Genomic DNA, 18,737 nt, shown 5'->3' on the forward strand with positions numbered 1-18,737 from the left:
CGACCGCGAGCGCGGCGAAGCCGGGCACAGCGGGTCGCCACCAGCGAAACCCGCGGCGACCGCGAGCGCGGCGAAGCCGGGCACAGCGGGTGTCAGGTGAGCTGAAGCTGTCGGCTGCCCCACTCCCACACCTGCTCGAACAGCGCGGGCTGGTCGGCGAGCCGGGTCCCCAGCGAGGGCACCATCTCGGTGAGCACCGTCCGCCAGGCGGGGAATTTCGCGGGGAAGCAGCGCTGCAGGACCTCGAGCATCGCCGGCACCGCGGTCGAGGCACCGGGCGAAGCGCCGAGCAACCCGGCGAGGCTGCCATCGGCGGCGCTGACGATCGTGGTGTCGAATTCCAGACGCCCAGCACGGATCACCTGCACCCGTTGGCCTGCCCGGATCTCCTGCCAGTCCGCGTCCTGGGCGTGGGGCAGGAACTCTCGCAGCGCATCGACCCGGGCGCCATGCGTGCGCCGAAGCTGGCCGAGCAGGTAGCCGACCAGTGCGCGCTCCCGGAAGCCAGCGCTCACCAGCGATCTCGCGTTGCCGGCGCGGACCGACCGCGGCAAGTCCGTGAGTCGACCGTGCTTGAGAAACCTCGGCGACCAACCGGCAAAAGGGCCGAACAGCAGCGAAGCGGCGCCGTTGACCGTCCGGGCGTCCAGGTGCGGGGCGGTCGTCGACGGCGCGCCAGCGGCCGGGGCGCCGTACACCTTGGCGCGGTGTCCAGCGGTGAGCCGGTCGGCCCCGCTGCGCAGGAAGACCCCGCTGATCGGGAAACCGCCATAGCCGCGGGCTTCGGGGATCCCCGAGCGCTGCAGCAGTCCCAGCGTCGCTCCCCCGGCGCCGAGAAAGACGAAGGCCGCCTTGAGCCTTCGCGTCTCGCCGGTGCGGCGGTTGCGAAGATCCAATATCCAGCCGCCGTCTGACGCTCGGTGCAGCGAGCGCACCTCGTGGCCGAACAGCGCAGCGCTGCCGTGGCGCGTCCCGTAGTCGATCAGCTGGCCGGTCAGCGCCCCGAAGTCGACGTCGGTGCCATGCTGAGCCCAGTCGAGGGCCACCGGGATGGCGGGATTTCGGCCTGCGGCCATCGCCGGCAGGCGTGCGGCGAACTCCCCGAATTCGGTGATGAACTCCATCCCCCCGAACATCGGATTGCCGGCCAGTGCCTGGTGCCGCCGTCGCAAGTAGTCCACGCCGGCGGCGCCGCGCACAAAGCTGACGTGCGGAATCGGATGCACGAAATCCCGCGGCCGCCGCAGAAGGCCGTTCTGCACCGCGTACGCCCAGAACTGGCGGCTCACCTGGAACTGCTCGTTGACCCGAATCGCCTTGGCGACGTCGATCGAACCGTCGGGCAGCTGGGGGGTGTAGAAAAGCTCGCACAGCCCGGCGTGGCCGGTGCCCGCGTTGTTCCATGGGCCGCTGCTCTCGCCCGCGGCGTCCTCCAGCCGTTCGACCACGGTGATCGAGGCGTCCGGCTCCAAACGCCGAAGTATCGCCCCCAAAGTGGCGCTCATGATCCCCGCGCCGATCAGCGCTACGTCGGTCAGCTCGGTCCGAACCGATGTGGCCACGCCGTCAGACTATCCAGGACTGCACCGACCCGCCCCGCCTAGCCCCACCTGCCGTTAGGCGTCCATACCGTCTAGTCTTTCGCAATGGAGAGCTATGACCTCGCGATCATCGGAACAGGTTCTGGCAACAGCATTCTCGATGAGCGCTACGCCGATATGCGGGTGGCCATCTGCGAGCAGCAAACTTTCGGCGGCACCTGCCTCAACGTGGGCTGCATTCCGACCAAGATGTTCGTCTATGCCGCCGAGGTGGCCAACACCGTAGCCCGGTCCTCTCGCTACGGGGTGGACGCCCACATCGATCAAGTCCGCTGGAGCGACATCGTCTCGCGGGTGTTCGGCCGGATCGACCCCATCGCCGCCGGCGGTGAGGAGTATCGCCGCAGCCTGCCCGGTGTCGATGTCTACAGCGAACACACCCGGTTCGGCCCGGTCGGCTCCGACGGACGTTACGTGCTGATCACAGCGAGCGGTGAACAGTTCAGCGCCGAGCAGGTGGTGATCGCGGCAGGGGCACGCTCGGCTATCCCGCCCGCCATCGCCGAAAGCGGCGCGCGTTACTACACCAGCGATGACGTGATGCGCATCCCGGAGCTGCCCGAGCACCTGGTGATCGTCGGCGGTGGTTTCATCGCCGCCGAGTTCGCCCATGTGTTCTCCGCGCTGGGATCGCGGGTCACCATTGTCATCCGCGGGTCGACAATGCTCAGGCACTGCGACGAGACCGTTTCCGAACGCTTCACCCGGATCGCCGCGGCCAAGTGGGAGGTACGCACCCACCGCAACGTCGTCGCGGCACGCGACGACGGGCCAGGCGTCGTGGTGCAACTCGACGACGGCTCCGTGCTGCACGCCGACGCCATGCTGGTGGCAACCGGACGGGTACCCAATGGCGACCTGCTCGACGCCGGGCAGGCCGGAGTCACCGTCGCCGGCGGCCGGGTGAGCGTCGACAAGTACCAGCGAACCACTGCGCGAGGCGTTTTCGCACTCGGCGATGTCTCCTCGCCCTATGAGCTCAAGCACGTCGCCAACCACGAGGCCCGGGTGGTGCGACACAACCTGCTGTGCGACTGGGACGACGTCGACGCGATGCGGACCACCGACCACCGCTACGTGCCATCCGCGGTGTTCACCGATCCACAGATCGCGTCGGTCGGGCTGACCGAAACACAAGCGCGGGCCAAGGGTCTCGACATCTCGGTGAAGATTCAGGATTATCGCGACGTCGCCTACGGCTGGGCCATGGAGGACGAGACCGGATTCGCCAAACTCATCGCCGAACGCGGCACCGGACGGCTGCTCGGTGCACACATCATGGGCTACCAGGCCTCATCGATCATCCAGCCGTTGATCGGTGCGATGAGCTTCGGCGTCACCGCACCGGAGATGGCCCGCGGCCAGTACTGGATCCATCCGGCGCTGCCGGAGGTCGTTGAGAACGCCCTGCTCGGGCTCCAGTGAAAGGATCGGAGATGAAGTCCGCCCTGCTGTCCCGGCAAGACCTCGATTTCCTGCTGTTCGACTGGCTGCGGGTTGAGGAACTGACCGGACGAGACCGGTTCGCCGAGCATTCCCGGGAGACCTTCTCCGACACACTGGATCTGTGCGAACAGCTGGCGACCCGCTATTTCGCTCCGCACAACAAGAAGAGCGACGCCCAGGAGCCCACCTTCGACGGGACGAAAGTCACGATCATTCCCGAAGTGAAGGAGGCACTGGCGGCCTGCGCCGAAGCTGAGCTGACGGGCATGGCCATGGATTACAGCCTCGGCGGCTCACAGCTCCCGGCGACGGTGGCCCAGGCCGGGTTCGCATGGCTGATGGCCGCCAACGTCAGCACCGCCGGATACGCCATGCTGACCATGGCGAATGCGAACCTGCTCGCCAAGTTCGGCAGTGACGAGCAGATCGCCGCCTTCGTCAAACCCATGATCGCCGGCCGCTTCACCGGGACCATGTGCCTGTCGGAAACCCAGGCCGGATCATCGTTGGCCGACATCACCACCCGCGCGGAGCCGCGGGCCGACGGCACCTTCCGGTTGTTCGGGTCCAAAATGTGGATCTCCGGTGGCGAACACGAACTGACCGACAACATCGTCCATCTGGTACTGGCCAAGATCCCCGGCGGTCCAGCCGGCACCAAAGGGATCTCGCTGTTCATCGTGCCGAAGTACCTGGTGAACTCCGATGGCACGCTGGGTGCGCGCAACGACGTCGTGCTGGCTGGACTCAACCACAAGATGGGCTATCGCGGCATCACCAACACCGTGCTCAACTTCGGAGAGGGCATCCACCAGCCCGACGGCGAGCCGGGTGCCGTCGGCTATCTCGTGGGCGACGAGCACCGTGGCTTGAACTACATGTTCCACATGATGAACGAAGCCCGTCTGGGTGTGGGTATGGGCGCGATCGCGCTCGGCTACACCGGCTATCTCAAGTCGCTGGAGTACGCCCGCACCCGGCCACAGGGCCGACCACCGACCGCGAAAGACCCTGCGGCGCCCCAGGTTACGATCATCGAGCACGCGGACGTCAAGCGAATGCTGCTGGCGCAGAAGTCCTATGTCGAGGGGGCGCTCGCCTTGGCCCTGTACTGCGCGCGGCTCGTCGACATCACCCACACCGCCGAATCCGACGAGGAACTCGAACACGCAACGGCCCTGCTGGACATCCTCACCCCGATAGCCAAGAGCTGGCCGTCGCAGTGGTGCCTGGCCGCCAACGACCTGGCGATCCAGGTGCACGGCGGCTACGGCTACACCCGCGAGTACGACGTGGAACAGCACTATCGGGATAACCGCCTCAACCCGATCCACGAAGGCACCCACGGCATCCAGAGCCTGGACCTGCTGGGCCGCAAGGTGGTGCAGCGCAACGGGGCCAGCCTGGCCGCACTGCACGCCGCGATAGCCGAGAGCACCGCGGCGGCCCATCGGGCCGGGGGCGAAGTGGCCGGGTTCGCAACTCAGCTCGACGCGGTGGCCCAGCGGCTGGTGGCGGTGACCGCGGGCATGTTCGCCGCCGGCGACATCGATGCCGCACTGGCCAACAGTGCGATCTACCTGGAAGCCTTCGGTCATGTGGTGATCGCCTGGATCTGGCTGGAGCAGACATTGGCTGCTGAGGGGCGCAGCGGGGACTTCTTCGACGGCAAGCGCCAGGCGGCCCGCTACTTCTTCCGCTACGAGTTGCCGAAGACCGGACCACAGCTGGATCTGCTGGAGAGCCTGGACCGAACGACTCTGGAGATGCGGCCCGAGTGGTTCTGACCCGCATCCACAGGAGGCCTGACCACGGTATTCACCCCCGGGGACCAAAGTCCCCTGGTACCCCGATGTGCACCCACTCCACCGCCTGGTCCAGACTGTGACCTGACACCTGTCAAGTTTTCGATGACCGCGAGGAGTCCTAAGTGAGCGCGCCGACCACCCACCGCAACTCCAGCGAGCACGGCCGAGTACTCGCCGACCCCCAGGCCTACACCGATAATGAGCGCCTGCACAGCTCACTGGCCTGGCTGCGCGCCAACCAGCCGGTGTCGTGGGTGGACGCCCCGCCGTATCGGCCGTTCTGGGCAGTCACCAAGCACGCCGACATCATGGACATCGAGCGCGACAACGAACTCTGGATCAGTGAACCGCGTCCACTGCTGCTGCAGGCCGCGGTCGAGGACCGGGTCAAGGCCGACCAGGAGGCCGGCATCGGACTGCGCACGCTGATCCACATGGACGACCCGCACCACCGGGACATCCGCAAGATCGGTGCGGACTGGTTCCGCCCCAAGGCCATGCGCGACCTCAAGGTCCGCGTCGACGAACTGGCCAAGCGCTACGTCGACCGGATGGCCGAGATCGGCCCGGAGTGCGACTTCGTCACCGAGATCGCCATCAACTTCCCGCTGTACGTGATCCTGTCACTGCTGGGCCTGCCCGAGGAGGACTTCCCGCGCATGCTCAAGCTGACGCAGGAGATGTTCGGCGGCGAGGACGCCGAGCACCAGCGCGGCCAGGGCGGCGCAGACGAGATCATGGCCGTGCTGCTGGACTTCTTCAATTACTTCTCGGCCCTGACCGCCTCGCGGCGGGCCAACCCCACCGGGGACTTGGCCTCGGCCATCGCCAACGGCCGTATCAACGGCGAACTCATGTCCGACATGGACACGCTGTCCTACTACGTCATCGTCGCCAGCGCCGGCCACGACACCACCAAGGACGCCATCTCGGGCGGCCTGTGCGCGCTGGTCGAGCACCAGGATCAGCTCGAGCGTCTCAAGAACGACATGAGCCTGATGCCGCTGGCCGTCGAGGAGATGATCCGCTGGTCCACGCCGGTCAAGCAGTTCACGCGCACCGCCATCCGCGACACCGAGGTGCGGGGCGTGCCGATCGCCAAGGGTGAGGCGGTCCTGCTGTCCTACGTCTCGGCCAACCGCGACGAGGACATCTTCGACAACCCATTCACGTTCGACATCGCCCGCGACCCCAACAAGCACCTGTCATTCGGCTACGGCGTCCACTTCTGCCTGGGCGCGGCTCTGGCCCGCCTGGAGCTCAACAGCCTGTTCACCGAACTGGTGCCGCGCCTGGAGTCCATCGAGTTCGCCGGCACGCCCGAACTGTCGGCGACCACGTTCGTCGGCGGCCTCAAGCGCCTTCCGGTGCGGTACTCGATGCGCTGACACCGGCCGGTAAGTCGGAGTCGGTTGGGGGCTTCCTGCCGTAGACGTGCAGGAAGCCCTCGACCGTGGCGCACACATTCGTCGTAGTCGGCGTCACCAGGGTGCTGAGCTTGGTGTTTACAGCGGCGTGACGTATGCCGAGCTGATTCCGCCGTCCACCAGGAACGTCGACCCGGTGATGAAGGAGGCGTCATCGCTGGCCAGGAACGCTACCGCGGCCGCGATCTCTTCCGGCTCGGCGAACCGGCCCACCGGTACGTGCACCAGCCGGCGCGCGGCGCGCTCCGGGTCGGCGGCGAACAGCTCCTGCAGCAGCGGGGTGTTCACCGGCCCGGGGCACAGCGCGTTGACCCGAATGCCCTGGCGGGCGTACTGGACCCCGAGCTCGCGCGACATCGCCAGCACGCCGCCCTTGGAGGCGGTGTAGGAGATCTGGGAGGTGGCCGAACCCATCACCGCCACGAACGACGCGGTGTTGATGATCGATCCCCGGCCGGCGGGCGCCATGTGCCTCAGCGCCGCCCGGCAGCACAGGTACACCGACTTGAGGTTGACGTCCTGAACCCGTTGCCAGGCAGGCAGTTCGGTGGTTTCGATCAGATCGTCGTCGGGAGGCGAGATGCCGGCGTTGTTGAAGGCGATGTCCACCGAGCCGAAAGTCTGGGCCGCAGTGTCGAACAACGCATCGACCTGGTCCTGATCGGAGACGTCGACCTGAACGAACAGGCCGTCGAGCTCATCGGCGACCGCGGTGCCCGCCGCCTGGTCGAGGTCAGCGACCACGATCTGGGCACCCTCGGCGCGCATCCGGCGCGCAGATGCCAAGCCGATTCCACCACCGGCACCGGTCACCACGGCCACCCGTCCGGACAGGCGTTGGGTCAGGTCGGTCACTGCGTCTCCTTCACTGCGATGAATACGTTCTTGGTCTCGGTGAATGCCAGCGGCGCGTCCGCACCCAATTCCCGGCCCAATCCCGACTGTTTGAAGCCCCCGAACGGCGTGTTGAAACGCACCGAGGAATGCGAATTCACCGACAGATTACCGGCTTCCACAGCCCGCGACACCCGCAGCGCCCGGGACAAGTCGTTGGTCCAGATCGAACCGGACAACCCATAGACGGTGTCGTTGGCCAGGGCGATGGCGTCAGCCTCATCATCGAACGGCAGCACCGTAACCACCGGGCCGAAGATCTCCTCGGTGACGCATCGGTCGGTGGCCGCGGGAGTCAGAACCGTCGGCGGGAACCAGAAGCCGGAGCCGGTTGGTGCTTGGCCACGAAAGGCGACCGGGGCATCGTCGGGAACGTAGGAGGCCACCTTCTCCCAGTGCGGGCGCGACACCAGCGGGCCCATCTCGGTGTCGCGTGATGTGGGGTCGCCGACCACGACACCGGCCACCGCGGGTTCCAGCAACTCCATGAACCGGTCGTAGACGCTCGCCTGCACCAGGATTCGGCTGCGGGCGCAGCAGTCTTGCCCGGCATTGTCGAACACGCCGTAAGGCGCCGTCGCCGCCGCCTGCTCCAGGTCGCAGTCGGCGAACACGATGTTGGCACTCTTGCCGCCGAGTTCCAGTGTTATCCGCTTCACCCCGGCGGCGCCGGCCTGCAGCACCCGGGTGCCGGTGGTCGTGGAACCGGTGAAGACGATCTTGGCCACGTCCGGGTGGGTGACCAGGCGCTCCCCCACGTCGGCGCCACGGCCCGGCAGCACCTGCAGCAGGTCGCGATCGAGCCCCGACTCCACGGCCAGCTCCGCCAGTCGCAGCGTGGTCAGCGGGGTCCACTCGGCAGGCTTGATCAGCACCGCGTTTCCGGCGGCCAGTGCCGGAGCGAAGCCCCATGCGGCGATCGGCATGGGGAAGTTCCACGGGGTGATGATCCCGACGACGCCCATCGGCTCGTGAAAGGTGATATCGAGCCCGCCGGCGACCGGGATCTGCTTGCCGGACAACCGTTCCGGGCTGGCTGCATAGAACTGCAGTACGTCGCGGACGTGCCCGGCCTCCCATTCGGCAGCCGAGATCGGATGGCCGGAGTTGGTGACCTCGATCGCTGCCAGCTCATCGATGTGGTCGCCGACCACGGCGGCGAAGTCCCGCAGCGCGGCGGCCCGCTCGGCCGGGGCACGTTTGGCCCATCGCTTCTGGGCAGCCTGTGCCCGGCGCACGGCGTCGTCGACCGCCGCGGCTTCCAGGTGCTCGACGGTGTCGAACACCGTCCCGGTAGCCGGGTTGATGAGTTCGTGGATCACTTGCTCACCCGCGCCAGCTCGTAGGTGCCCGCCGCCGCCACCAGTGCGGCGAACAGGCGCAGATCCTCTGGGGATTCCTCGGGATGCCACTGAACCGCGAGCACGAAGTCCTCCCCGGGAAGCTCGATCGCCTCGATGACCCCGTCGTCATCGCGCGCACTGACGACAAGTTTCGCACCCACCTCGGCGATGGCCTGATGGTGGTAGCACTGCACCTGGCAGGTCTGGCCCACCAGCCCGGCCAGTCGGGTTCCGGCGACGGTGTGCACCGCCATCGGCGTGAAGACTCCGTTGCCGGCTCGGTGCCCGCTGTTGCCGATCACGTCGGGCAGATGCTGGTGCAGCGTGCCGCCGAGCGCGACGTTGAGCACCTGGGCGCCACGGCAGATGCCCAGCACCGGCATGCCCCGGCGCATCGCCTCGGCCAACAAGGCGAATTCCCATGCGTCCCGGGTCGTGTCGGGCCGATCCGTCTCGGCGTGGGGCTCCTGGCCGTACCCGTCGGGATCGAGGTCCCGGCCGCCGGTGATCACCAGGCCGGCCACGCCGTCGAGCACCCGCGCTGCGATCTGCGGGTTCACCGGTTGCGGCGGCAGCAGCACAGCGGTCCCACCGGCGGCGGTGATGCTCTGGATGTACTGAGCGGGCAGCAGTCCCGCCCGGGCATCCCACACACCGAACTTCGCGCGGTCCAGATAGGTCGTCAAGGCGACTACCGGTCCGCCCTGCTCCTGCGACGGTCCCAGCTTCGCCTCTCCTGCGTCGAGCCTCGCTGAACCGCCCTGCCCCTGCGACGGTCCCAGCTTCGCCTCTCCTGCGTCGAGCCTCGCTGAACCGCCGGGTTCAGAACCGCTCAAAACCCCGGACCCTCTCCCAATCGGTCACCGCGGTGTTGAAGGCATCCAGCTCCACCCGGGCGCTGTGCAGGTAATGCTCGACGACCTCGTCTCCGAAAGCCTTGCGCGCCACCGCTGATTCGGCGAACAGCTCTACCGCACCGGCGAGCGTGGTGGGCAGGCGCGGAAGCGCGGCCCGGTAGGCGTCGCCGTCGACCGGATCGGGCAGCGCCACGTCGTTGTCGATGCCGTACAGCCCCGCGGCGATCAACGCGGCCACGGCCAGATAGGGGTTCACGTCGCCGCCGGGAACCCGGCACTCCACCCGCATCGAGTCACCGTGGCCGAGCACCCGCAGCGCGCAGGTGCGATTGTCCAAGCCCCACGCGATCGCCGTGGGCGCGAAGCTACCGCCGACGAATCTCTTGTAGGAGTTGATGTTCGGCGCGTAGCACAAGGTCAGCTCGGGCAGCGTGGCCAGCACCCCGGCCAGGAAGGCGCGGAACAACGCGGACATGCCGTGCGGTGCGGCCGGGTCGGCGAGCACTGCCGAACCTTCGGTGCTGCGCAGCGACAGATGCACGTGGCAGCTGTTGCCTTCGCGTTGGTCGAACTTCGCCATGAAGGTCAGGCTCTTGCCGTGCTGGTCGGCGATCTCCTTCGCGCCGCTCTTGTAGACGCTGTGGTTGTCGCAGGTCCTCAGCGCATCTTCGTAGCGGAAGGTGATCTCTTGCTGGCCGGTGTTGCACTCACCCTTGACGCCTTCGCAACGCAGGCCGGCGCCGGTCATCCCCCGCCGGATGTCGCGCAGCAGCGGTTCCAGCCGCGTCCCGGCGACCAGGCCGTAGTCGGCGTTGTAGTCCGTTCCCGGGGTCAGGCCCCGGTAGCCGTCCGCCCACGCCTGCCGGTAGCTCTCCTCGAACACCAGAAACTCCAGTTCCGTGGCGGCGTAGGCAACCAGGCCCCGCTCGGCCAGCCGGGCACATTGGGCCGCCAGAATCTGGCGGGGTGCCACCGCGACCGGGCCGCCGTCCGGCCAATGCGCGTCGGCGAGCACGTGGGCGGTGCCGGGCAGCCACGGAATGCGGCGCAGGGTGGCGAAGTCCGGTTTGAGCACCATGTCGCCGTAGCCGGTCCCCCAGTCCGCGATCGAGTAACCGGGGACGGTGTTCATCTCCACGTCGACGGCCAGCAGGTAGCTGCAGACCTCGACGCCGTGTTCGGCGACCTCGGCGATGAAGTGCTCGGCCGCCACCCTCTTGCCGACCAGCCGGCCCTGCATGTCGGCGAAAGCCACCACGACGGTGTCGATCTCGCCGGAGGCGACCAGTTGCCGAAGCTCTTCGGAGGACAGCATCGCAGGCCGGGTCATTGCACTCCTTCGCCGACGATTCCCCTGACATTGAGAGTGCTGTCAGGCTACCCGCCCGCGATCAGTCGTTGACCTCCAGCCGACGGAATTGCGCCGAGCGGTAGCAGTCCGCGCAGGTGGAACGGCGGATCTTGCCGCTGGTGGTGATGGGCAGCGAGCCGGGAGCCACAAGCACCAGGTCAGCGACCCGGACGCCGTGCGACTGGGATACCGAAGCCGCCACGTCTTTCTTCAGGGCGGCCAGCCGGTGCAGCTCCTCCTCGACGGTGCTGCCCCGGGTCTTGACCTCGGCGATCACCACCAGCTTCTCGCCATCGTCGCCGTTCACCGGTACCGCGGCGACGCGGCCGCCGGTGAGCTCCTGCACGGTGGCCTCGATGTCGTCGGGGTAGTGATTGCGGCCGTCCACGATCAGGAGGTCTTTGATGCGGCCGACCACCACCATCTCGCCCTCGTGGATGACGCCCAGGTCTCCGGTGCGCAACCACGGCCCCACCGGTGTGCCGGCAGACGGCGACCGCAGCTGTCCGCCGAAAGTGCGTTCGGTGGCCTCCGCGTTGTGCCAGTACCCGCCGGCGACGTTGGGCCCGTGCAGCCAGATCTCCCCGACCCGCCCGTCGGGCTGCTCGGTGTGCAAGTCGGGGTCGACGATGCGCACCGTGCACGCGCGAGGCGCTCCGATGCTGACCAGTTCGGATCCGCCCGGCACGGCCTCCGCGGTCCCGGCGACCAGGTTCTCGTAGTCGAGCCGCAGGGTCACGGGGCGGTTCGCGCGCGGCGCCGAGGCGACGTAGACCACGGCCTCGGCAAGCCCGTAGGACGGCGCCAGCGCGTTGGCCGGCAGGTTGAACCGCGCGAAGCGTTCGGTGAAGCGGCGGATCGTTGCGGCGTGGATGCGCTCACTGCCGGACAGGATCGTGTGCACGTTGCCCAGGTCGAGACCGGCCATGTCCTCGTCGCGGGTGCGGCGCGCGGCGAGTTCGAACGCGAAATTCGGCCCCGCCGTGAAGGTGCAAGAGTTGACGGCGAGCTGCTCTATCCACCGAAAGGGCTTCTGCAGGAACGCCATCGGGCTCATCAGCACCGTCTGGCGGTCGAGCAGGACAGGTCCCATCACGCCCATCAACAGGCCCATATCGTGGTAGAAGGGCAGCCAGGAGACCAACGTGGTGTCCGGCGGCGGCGCCGCACCGTCGTCGCCGAAATAATCGGCCATCACCTGCTCGATGTTGGCGAACACGTTGCGGTGCGAGACCACGACGCCCCTCGGGGAGCCGGTCGAGCCGGAGGTGTATTGCAGCAGGGCGGTCTTGGTCGTCATCGCGCCGGTACCGGCCCAGCAGACTGGGGCGTCGAGATCGATGAGATCCACTTCGACGACCGTGGGAGACCCACCACCGCTGATGCACCCCCCCATGTCGCCGGCGACGGCCGATGTGGTGAGCACAGCGGCCGGTGCACAGTCCTGCAGCGCCGCGGTGACCCGCTCGTCGCGGCTGCCGAAGGCCGGTACCGGCAGCGGGACCACGATGCAGCCGGCTTCCATCGCACCGAGGAACCCGGCGATGTACTCCAGACCTTGCGGCGCGAGCAGCGCCACGCGATCGCCGGGCGCCGCGACCGCGGCCACCTCGGCCGCGACCGCCTCGGTGCGAGCCAGGATCTGAGACCAGGTCAGGGTCTCGGAATAGCCGCCGGGATCCAGCTCGTAGTCGATGAAGGTGTACGCCGGCCGGTCAGGCCTCTGGCGAGCCCGTTCGCGCAGCAACGCCGGTATCGATTGCCCCCATGACGACATGCCATTCCCCCACGGATATTCGGCCTTTGCCCCCCGCCGACGCTCCCCCGAGCGCCGGCTAGCCGGGAAACTACACCCCGCGGCTTGGCATCACCAGGTGCTGGCGCGCAGCACGATCTCCATCGCCAGTTGTGCGGTGAACTCCTGGGCGCTGCGCCGCCCGGGCAGCGTCACCAGGCGGTGCTCGCCGTAGACGAACCGCTGGCTGTCGCTGGCCACCGACGCCGTGGCCCGGGAACTGACCAGAACGGTGGTGTTGACCTCGACCGGGGGGCAGCGCTCGTCGCGGATCAGCCCGCTCAGGTCCGGTGCGCGCGGATGGCCCCGATCGAGCACCACCAGGCCGGTGAAGCGGTCCGGGCGGGTCGCCGCGAGTTCCCAGGCGTTGTCCGCGCCGGTCCGGTCGCCCACCAGCACACCGCACTGCACGCCCAAGGAGTCGAGGATGCCGATCACCGACTTGGCCGTCAGTCGGGGGTCGGCGCCGATCACGATGGTCCGCAGCGAGGCGGTGTGCAGCCGCTGGCAGAGCGCATCGTAGGCGGTCAGCGGGTGCTGCGCGGCGGCGAGCACCACGACCACGGTGCCGTTTGGCGGGCCTGCGGAATCGACGGGGATCGGGAACCCCTCGATGGTCATCATCGTGCCCGGCATCTAGGCCACGCTACCGCCAATCGGACGGTGCGGGGGCGGTTTTGGGCGCCGTGCGGTGCGCTGCGGACACGGCGCTGCGGTCAGGGCAGCGTGAGAATCTCGGCGCCGGCGTCGGTGACCACGAGGGTGTGTTCGAACTGCGCACTCCATTGGCCGTCGCTGGTGACCACGGTCCAGTCGTCGTCCCAGATGTCGTAGTCCAGACCGCCGAGGTTGATCATCGGCTCGATGGTGAAGGTCATGCCGGGCTCGATGACGGTGTCGACTTCGGGCTGGTCGTAGTGCAGGATCACCAAACCGTTGTGGAACGTCGGCCCGATCCCGTGGCCGGTGAAGTCGCGGACCACGGTGTAGCCGAACCGGTTCGCATACGCCTCGATCACCCGCCCGATCACCGACAGGGCCCGGCCCGGCTTGACGGCCTTGATGGCCCGCATGGTGGCCTCGTGGGTGCGCTCGACCAGGAGGCGGTGTTCCTGCGAGACGTCACCGGCAAAGAAGGTGGCGTTGGTGTCGCCGTGTACTCCGTCGATGTAGGCGGTGACATCGATGTTGACGATGTCGCCGTCGGCGATCACGGTCGAGTCCGGGATGCCGTGACAGATGACCTCGTTGAGCGATGTGCAGCAGGACTTGGGAAAGCCCTTGTAGCCCAGCGTCGAGGGATAGGCGCCGTGGTCGACCATGTACTCGTGGGCGATCCGGTCGAGCTCGTCGGTGGTCACGCCCGGGGCGACGGCCTTGCCCGCCTCGGCCAGCGCGCCAGCTGCGATCCGGCCGGCCACCCGCATCTTCTCAATCACCTCGGGCGTCTGCACCCACGGCTCGGTGCCTTCGGCGGCCGTGGCGCGGCCGACGTACTCCGGTCGTGGGATGGACCGGGGCACCGGCAGCGTGGGCGATATCACGCCGGGGGAAAGCGGGGCTCGAACTGGCATTGGCCCAGCTTAACGGAGCTGGTCAGCGCCGCCAGCGCAGCTTGCGCCGGGGACCCCGGATGTCCACCGAGCCGCACACCACGCGTCCGGTCAGCACCAGGTGCGGAGTTCCCTCGGCAGGCGGGTCGCTCCGGCGGTCGCGGGCACTGCCGCCGTAGACCTCGACGTCGTCGATGGAGGCACTGGCGCCCTCGGGCAATCGGATGTCGACGGAGCCGAAGCGCATGTCGAGTTCGATGACCACCACCGGCCCGGCGAAGCGCGCCTTGGTGAGGTCGAGGTCGACCGAGCCCAGGCGCCGCACCAGGGCCAGCCGGGTCGGCACCACCCACTCGCCGTGGCGTTTGAGCGAACCGGCCCAGCCGCGCAGCTCGACCCGGTCGGCGGCCGAGGTGACGATGGCCCCCGGTCCGGGCAGGTCCCCGATCAGGTTGTCGAGGTCCGAGCGCATCCTGGCCTGCGAGACCTGCGCGGCGCGTTCCTCGAACTCTCCGATGTCGATCAGACCCAGCGAGACGGCGTTGTGCAGACGGCGCAGCGTGCCATTGCGGTCCGCATCCGAGATGCGCAGCAAAGCGGCCACGTTGTCATCGAGACCGGTCATGGTTTCCCAATTTACCGGCGCCGGCCAGGCTGCGCAGTCCACGAACGACGGCGCGCGGCCGCTACAGCAGGAAGTTGTCCGGCAGCGAGTCGAACATCACCTTGGTCATCCGGACGGCGTATTGCGAGCTGCCGCCACCGACGATCAGGGAGGCGAAGGCGAGGTCGCCCCGGTATCCGGCGAACCAGGAGTGCGAGCCCCCGGCGAATTCGGCTTCCCCGGTCTTGCCGAAGACCGGGCCACAGCCCGCGATGTCGCGTGCGGTGCCGTCGGTCACCACCAACCGCATCATCTGGCGCAGGCCGTCGAGGATCTCCGGGTCCACCGGGGCACCGACCGGTCCGTTGACCGTCGTCGGCCGGCCCTCGATCAGTCGGGGCACCGGTGTTCGGCCGGCGGCCACCGTCGCCGCGGCCAGGGCGACACCGAACGGGCTGGCCAGCACCTTGCCCTGACCGAATCCGTCCTCGGTGCGTTCGGCCAGGTCGACGGTCGGCGGCACCGAGCCGGTGACCGTGGTGATGCCGTCGACCAGGTAGTCCACCCCTATCCCGTAGCGGCTGGCCGCCTGCGACAGCGCCCGCGGCGGCATTCTGCTGGCCAGCTCGGCGAAAGTGGTGTTGCAGGAATCGGCGAAGGCGCGCGACATCGGCACCAGTCCGAGGTCGAACCCGCCGTAGTTGGGGATGGTGCGCTGGCCGATGTCGAGTTCGCCGGGGCAGCCCACGATGGAGTTCGGGGTCGCCATGTCCCGTTCGATCGCCGCGCCGGCGGTGACCATCTTGAACGTCGATCCGGGCGGGTACAGGCCGGTGGTGGCGATAAGGCCGTCGGAGTCGGCGGCCGCGTTCTGGGCGACGGCCAGCAGATCGCCGGTCGAGGGCCGGATCACCACGATCATGGCCTTATCGCCGCGGCTGTTGACCGCGTTCTGGGCGGCACGCTGCACCGCGCGGTCCACGCTGATGGTCAGCGACGGCGCCGGCGCCGGGTCCACCTCGTGCAGCACCGCGACGTCGACGCCGTTCTGGTTCTCGCTGACCACTCGCCAGCCCGCGGCGCCCTCCAGTTGGGTTGCGACGGCTTTCTTGACCTCGCTGATGAGCATCGGCGCGAAGTGGTCGTCGGTGGGCAGCAGTTCGGCGTGCGGCGTGACCACCACCCCGGGCAGGGCACCGATGGCCGCCTCAACCCGGTCGTGCTCGGCTTTGCGCAGGGTGATCAGGTCGAGCGGGGTCACCGAGGAACTGGCCTGCTCAGCCAGTCGCTGCGGGTCGCTCAGGTCCGCGTCGTAGCCGCGCAGCGTCTCGACCACCGCCAGCGCGGTCCGCATCAGATTTCTGCCGGCCCGGCTGGCGTCGAGCTGGTAGTTGTACACGTAGCCGGGCACCAGCACGTCGGTGCCGCCCGCCTCGTTGACGGCGGCGCGGCGCGGGGGGTCGGCCCGCAGCGCGAAAGTCTGGTGCTCCCCCAGCTTGGGGTGCAGGTCGGTGGCCGTCCAGCGCACCGTCCAGTGGCCTTCGTTGCGGACCATTTTGAGCTGGCCGTCGTAAGCCCAGCTCCGGCCCTTGGGCAGCGTCCAGGTGTAGCGGTAGGCCACGCTGCCGGTGTCGTCGTTGTAGCGCGAGCTGAGCACCTGGGCGTCCAGGTGCTCAGCCTGCAAGCCCGCCCAGGCGGCGTTGAGCGCGCTGCGCGCCGCGGACGGGTCGTCGCTGAGTTCCGCGGCGGCCCCGGTGTCCCCGGAAGCCAGGGCGGCGAAGAAGCGCTCGGCGACGGGCCCGGGGCCGTCGGGGCGCGGGGTGCAGGCGGCCAGGCCCGCGGCGGTGAGCAGCACGGTCACCAATCCCGTGACGCGTGTGACGAATGAGCTTGCAGTTGTCATTGGGGCTGATGTTAAAGACCGAGACAGTCACGGGCGTGGAGGCGCACCGAGATCAGTTCGTGTCCGCACCGAGATGTGCGTGCAGCATGAGCGTGTCAGTCGAGCAACACGGTCGCGAAGGTGCCGACTTGGGCGAAACCCACCCGCTCATAGGTGGACCGGGCCACCTCGTTGAAGTCGTTGACGTACAGGCTGGCGATGCGCCCGGTGCCCACGATCACCCCGGCCAGCATGGCGGTGCCGCCGGTCCCCAGCCCGCATCCGCGCCGGTCGGGGTGCACCCAGACACCCTGGATCTGCGCCACCGTCGGCGACTGCGAGCCCACCTCGGCTTTGAACACCACCTCGCCGTGGTCGAAGCGCGCCCAGGCCCGCCCGGCCGCGATCAGGTTGGCCACCCGCCGCCGGTAGGCGCGGCCTCCGTCACCGGCGCGCGGATCCACGCCCACCTCACCGATGAACATGTCGACGGCCGCCACCAGGTAGGCGTCGAGTTCCTCAGGACGCACCTGGCGCACTTCCGGGTCCATCGGGCACGCCGGCATGCTCTGCAGCGCCATCAGCGGTTGACTCTCGCGCACGTCGCGTGCGGGACCCCAGGATTCGGCGAGCCGCTGCCACATCGGCAGCACCAGCTCAGCGCGGCCGACCAACGACGAGCAGCGCCGGATCGCACTCGCCGCCTTGTCGGCAAAAGCGGTGAGATCGGCGGGCGTTCCCCGCAGCGGAATCAGGTTGGCCCCGGCGTAGCACAGCGATTCGCCCACACCGCCGCGCGTCCACAGCTCCCCGCCGATCAGCCGCGGATCGACACCGTGGTCGGCCACCCGGGCCGCGACCATGCACGAACCGACCGGATCCTCCGCCAGCACCTGCCAGACCGCTGCGGCGTCACTCACCACAGCCACCCGCCGCTGGGCGAGACGGAAATCGGGTGGAGCCGACATGGTGACTCTTTCTGGCGTACTCAACGGCCGGCGAATCGGCTGTGATCAGCTTACGGCGACGGTGGGCGAACCGCCCGAAGATCCCTCACCCATCTCCGCCGCAAGGCGCATGGCCTCCTCGATCAGCGTCTCGACGATCTGCGCCTCGGGCACGGTCTTGATCACCTCGCCCTTGACGAAGATCTGGCCCTTGCCGTTGCCGGACGCCACACCCAGATCCGCCTCACGGGCCTCACCCGGGCCGTTGACCACACAACCCATCACCGCCACGCGCAGCGGGACGTCGATGCCCTCAAGCCCGGCGGTGACCTCGTTGGCCAAGCGGTAGACGTCGACCTGCGCCCGCCCGCACGAGGGACACGACACGATCTCCAGACCCCGGGGCCGCAGGTTGAGCGACTCCAGGATCTGGTTGCCTACTTTGACCTCCTCCACCGGAGGTGCCGACAACGAAACCCGGATGGTGTCGCCGATCCCGCGCGACAACAACGCACCGAAGGCCACCGCGGACTTGATGGTGCCCTGGAACGCCGGGCCGGCCTCGGTGACGCCCAGGTGCAGCGGGTAGTCGCACTGCTCGGCCAGCAGCTGGTAGGCGGCCACCATCACGACCGGGTCATTGTGCTTGACGCTGATCTTGATGTCGCCGAAGCCGTGTTCCTCGAACAACGACGCTTCCCACAGAGCGGACTCCACCAGCGCTTCCGGGGTTGCCTTGCCGTACTTGGCCAGGAAGCGCTGGTCCAGCGATCCGGCGTTGACGCCGATCCGGATCGGGATACCGGCGGCACCTGCCGCCTTGGCCACCTCGCCGACCCGGCCGTCGAACTCCTTGATGTTGCCCGGGTTCACCCGGACCGCGGCGCAGCCGGCGTCGATGGCGGCGAAGATGTACTTGGGCTGGAAGTGGATGTCGGCGATCACCGGGATCTGGCTGTGCCGGGCGATCTCGGCCAGCGCGTCGGCGTCCTCCTGCCGTGGGCAGGCGACCCGCACGATGTCGCAACCCGAGGCGGTCAACTCCGCGATCTGCTGCAACGTCGCATTGACGTCGTGGGTCTTGGTGGTGCACATCGACTGCACCGCGACCGGATGGTCGCTGCCCACCCCGACTCCGCCCACCATCAACTGGCGGGTCTTGCGCCGCGGGGCCAACGTGGGCGCAGGGGCGGCCGGCATTCCGAGGCCGACGCTCATGTGAGCTCTCC

15 protein-coding genes are annotated in these 18,737 nt (G+C 68.4%); 3 read left to right on the forward strand and 12 right to left on the reverse strand.

The annotated features are described in order from the left end of the window. Window positions 1-92: 92 nt before the first annotated feature. A complete protein-coding gene (gene mqo / locus G6N14_RS10055) occupies window positions 93-1,562 on the reverse strand; it encodes a malate dehydrogenase (quinone) (RefSeq protein WP_085137829.1) in 1,470 nt (489 codons plus the stop codon). A gap of 84 nt (window positions 1,563-1,646) precedes the next feature. Here mqo and mtr point away from each other — a divergent pair, with 84 nt between their 5' ends. From mtr to G6N14_RS10070, 3 genes are all read left to right on the forward strand, one after another. Beyond that, complete coding sequence (mtr, locus tag G6N14_RS10060) at window positions 1,647-3,026, forward strand: mycothione reductase (protein ID WP_085137827.1); 1,380 nt, start codon at window positions 1,647-1,649, stop codon at window positions 3,024-3,026. Between the two features lie 11 nt (window positions 3,027-3,037). Then, window positions 3,038-4,834 carry an acyl-CoA dehydrogenase gene (locus tag G6N14_RS10065; RefSeq protein ID WP_085137893.1) on the forward strand — a complete coding sequence of 599 codons (1,797 nt, stop codon included), beginning with the start codon at window positions 3,038-3,040 and terminating at the stop codon, window positions 4,832-4,834. Between the two features lie 143 nt (window positions 4,835-4,977). Further along, window positions 4,978-6,243: a cytochrome P450 gene (locus G6N14_RS10070; RefSeq protein WP_085137825.1), complete on the forward strand. Its 1,266-nt coding sequence runs from the start codon at window positions 4,978-4,980 to the stop codon at window positions 6,241-6,243. Between the two features lie 117 nt (window positions 6,244-6,360). Here G6N14_RS10070 and G6N14_RS10075 read toward each other — a convergent pair whose 3' ends face one another. From G6N14_RS10075 to ispG, 11 genes are all read right to left on the reverse strand, one after another. Then, window positions 6,361-7,137, reverse strand: a complete 777-nt coding sequence (locus G6N14_RS10075; RefSeq protein ID WP_085137823.1) for a 3-oxoacyl-ACP reductase — start codon at window positions 7,135-7,137, stop codon at window positions 6,361-6,363. Further along, the gene (locus G6N14_RS10080) at window positions 7,134-8,498 is read right to left on the reverse strand and encodes an aldehyde dehydrogenase family protein (RefSeq protein ID WP_085137821.1); all 1,365 of its coding nucleotides are present in this window, start codon (window positions 8,496-8,498) and stop codon (window positions 7,134-7,136) included. The genes G6N14_RS10075 and G6N14_RS10080 overlap by 4 nt, the downstream gene beginning before the upstream one ends. Further along, entirely contained in the window at window positions 8,495-9,244 is a 750-nt protein-coding gene (locus tag G6N14_RS10085) for a gamma-glutamyl-gamma-aminobutyrate hydrolase family protein (protein WP_234809054.1), read from the reverse strand. The genes G6N14_RS10080 and G6N14_RS10085 overlap by 4 nt, the downstream gene beginning before the upstream one ends. A 97-nt stretch (window positions 9,245-9,341) precedes the next feature. Beyond that, window positions 9,342-10,706, reverse strand: a complete 1,365-nt coding sequence (locus G6N14_RS10090) for a glutamine synthetase family protein (protein ID WP_085137819.1) — start codon at window positions 10,704-10,706, stop codon at window positions 9,342-9,344. Window positions 10,707-10,767: 61 nt separating this feature from the next. Beyond that, a complete protein-coding gene (locus G6N14_RS10095) occupies window positions 10,768-12,504 on the reverse strand; it encodes an AMP-binding protein (RefSeq protein WP_085137817.1) in 1,737 nt (578 codons plus the stop codon). A 90-nt stretch (window positions 12,505-12,594) separates the two neighbouring features. Next, complete coding sequence (locus tag G6N14_RS10100) at window positions 12,595-13,158, reverse strand: alpha/beta fold hydrolase (protein ID WP_085137815.1); 564 nt, start codon at window positions 13,156-13,158, stop codon at window positions 12,595-12,597. Between the two features lie 80 nt (window positions 13,159-13,238). Continuing rightward, entirely contained in the window at window positions 13,239-14,096 is an 858-nt protein-coding gene (map, locus tag G6N14_RS10105) for a type I methionyl aminopeptidase (protein ID WP_085137813.1), read from the reverse strand. A 22-nt stretch (window positions 14,097-14,118) separates the two neighbouring features. Further along, window positions 14,119-14,700: a DUF1707 SHOCT-like domain-containing protein gene (locus G6N14_RS10110; RefSeq protein WP_085137811.1), complete on the reverse strand. Its 582-nt coding sequence runs from the start codon at window positions 14,698-14,700 to the stop codon at window positions 14,119-14,121. A gap of 61 nt (window positions 14,701-14,761) precedes the next feature. Then, window positions 14,762-16,582: a penicillin-binding transpeptidase domain-containing protein gene (locus G6N14_RS10115; RefSeq protein ID WP_085137810.1), complete on the reverse strand. Its 1,821-nt coding sequence runs from the start codon at window positions 16,580-16,582 to the stop codon at window positions 14,762-14,764. A gap of 95 nt (window positions 16,583-16,677) precedes the next feature. Beyond that, window positions 16,678-17,529: a GNAT family N-acetyltransferase gene (locus G6N14_RS10120; RefSeq protein WP_085137808.1), complete on the reverse strand. Its 852-nt coding sequence runs from the start codon at window positions 17,527-17,529 to the stop codon at window positions 16,678-16,680. A gap of 45 nt (window positions 17,530-17,574) precedes the next feature. Further along, window positions 17,575-18,726, reverse strand: coding sequence for a flavodoxin-dependent (E)-4-hydroxy-3-methylbut-2-enyl-diphosphate synthase (gene ispG / locus G6N14_RS10125; RefSeq protein WP_085137806.1), 1,152 nt, complete (start codon window positions 18,724-18,726; stop codon window positions 17,575-17,577). Between the last annotated feature and the right edge of the window lie 11 nt (window positions 18,727-18,737).

This window comes from Mycolicibacter hiberniae (assembly GCF_010729485.1).
Taxonomy (GTDB): domain Bacteria; phylum Actinomycetota; class Actinomycetes; order Mycobacteriales; family Mycobacteriaceae; genus Mycobacterium; species Mycobacterium hiberniae.